2 protein-coding genes are annotated in these 1,161 nt (G+C 38.2%); both read left to right on the forward strand.

Features of this window, described 5'->3' with window-relative positions; all coding sequences use genetic code 11:
• Window positions 1–170 precede the first annotated feature (170 nt).
• Window positions 171–386 carry a hypothetical protein gene (locus tag EKM89_RS13925; RefSeq protein ID WP_014940860.1) on the forward strand — a complete coding sequence of 72 codons (216 nt, stop codon included), beginning with the start codon at window positions 171–173 and terminating at the stop codon, window positions 384–386.
• 2 nt (window positions 387–388) lie between these two features.
• Window positions 389–1,161, forward strand: a 773-nt coding sequence (locus tag EKM89_RS13930; protein WP_125689357.1) for an ArdC-like ssDNA-binding domain-containing protein, incomplete at its 3' end; no start/stop codon positions are given.

Below are 1,161 nucleotides of genomic sequence, written 5' to 3' on the forward strand. Positions count from 1 at the left end.
ACGCCAAGTTAAAGCTTGACGGCCATAAATTAAGTTTTGATTTTGATTAGAACCTGCCTACCGCCCTGCACGTTGTTTCGGTTGGTGAACTCGTCATTTAGGTTTACTTTTCAAAAACCAAAAAGTGAACCTAACCAACGAGTGTAATTGTAAAAGAAGGAGGATATATCATGAAAAATGAACTGGAAGCATTAGCAAGCGAATTACCTATTTTGACGGATAAAAGCAGTTATAAGTACCTATCAGAAATTGCGGGTAATGGCAAATATATTCAAGTTGCGTGGCAAAAAAAGAATGCTGAATATTTAGCACTTTACGGCACACAATCTATCAAGTTACCCCAAATTGATAATTCTGTAGAGTTTGTAGACGCCGAGGAGGTTTAAATATGCCAACTAAAGAAGAATGGAAGAAACAACTTGTAGATAATGCAGAACAACAAATTTTGAACTTAACTGATAGTGACAAGTTCAAGAACTATCTTAATACTGTGGCAAAATTTCATCGTTATAGCGCTAGAAATATTGATTTAATCTACTCTCAAAACCCAGAAGCTACTCAAATAGCAGGTTTTAAACAATGGAAAAATGATTTTAACAGATCAGTTAATAAGGGAGAAAAAGGGATCAGGATTGCGGCCCCTATGATTAAAAAACTAACTCCAGAGGATCAGAAAAGGCTTGATACGACCAAAGAAAAAGCCATAGTTGGTTATCGCTATATTCCAGTATTTGACATATCACAGACAAGCGGCGAACCAGTCCTAAGTGCTAAAGATTTTGTCAAAGAAAATTTAGCGGATCATAAAAACGTTACTAACCTATACAACGAACTCAAAAATTATTTGAATAACAATACTGATATTAAAGTCAGTGAAAAGAGATTGTCAGAACTTGGTGGCGCTAAAGGCTATTTTCAACCCAGCACTAATGAAATCGTCATCGGTAGCGATGAGCCCGACAATGCCTTGAAACTGGAGACGTTATATCATGAATACGCCCATAGCCAATTACACGGCTTAACGTCAGAATTTAAAGACCGGCCACGAGCCTATCAGGAAACCCAAGCCGAAGCGGTTGCGTACGTTGCCATGCAAAATATTGGCGTTGATACCAGCAACTACTCACTCGGTTACGTGGCCACCTGGGCTAAAGATAAAGC

This window comes from Levilactobacillus fujinensis (assembly GCF_003946335.1).
GTDB classification, from domain to species: Bacteria; Bacillota; Bacilli; order Lactobacillales; family Lactobacillaceae; genus Levilactobacillus; species Levilactobacillus fujinensis.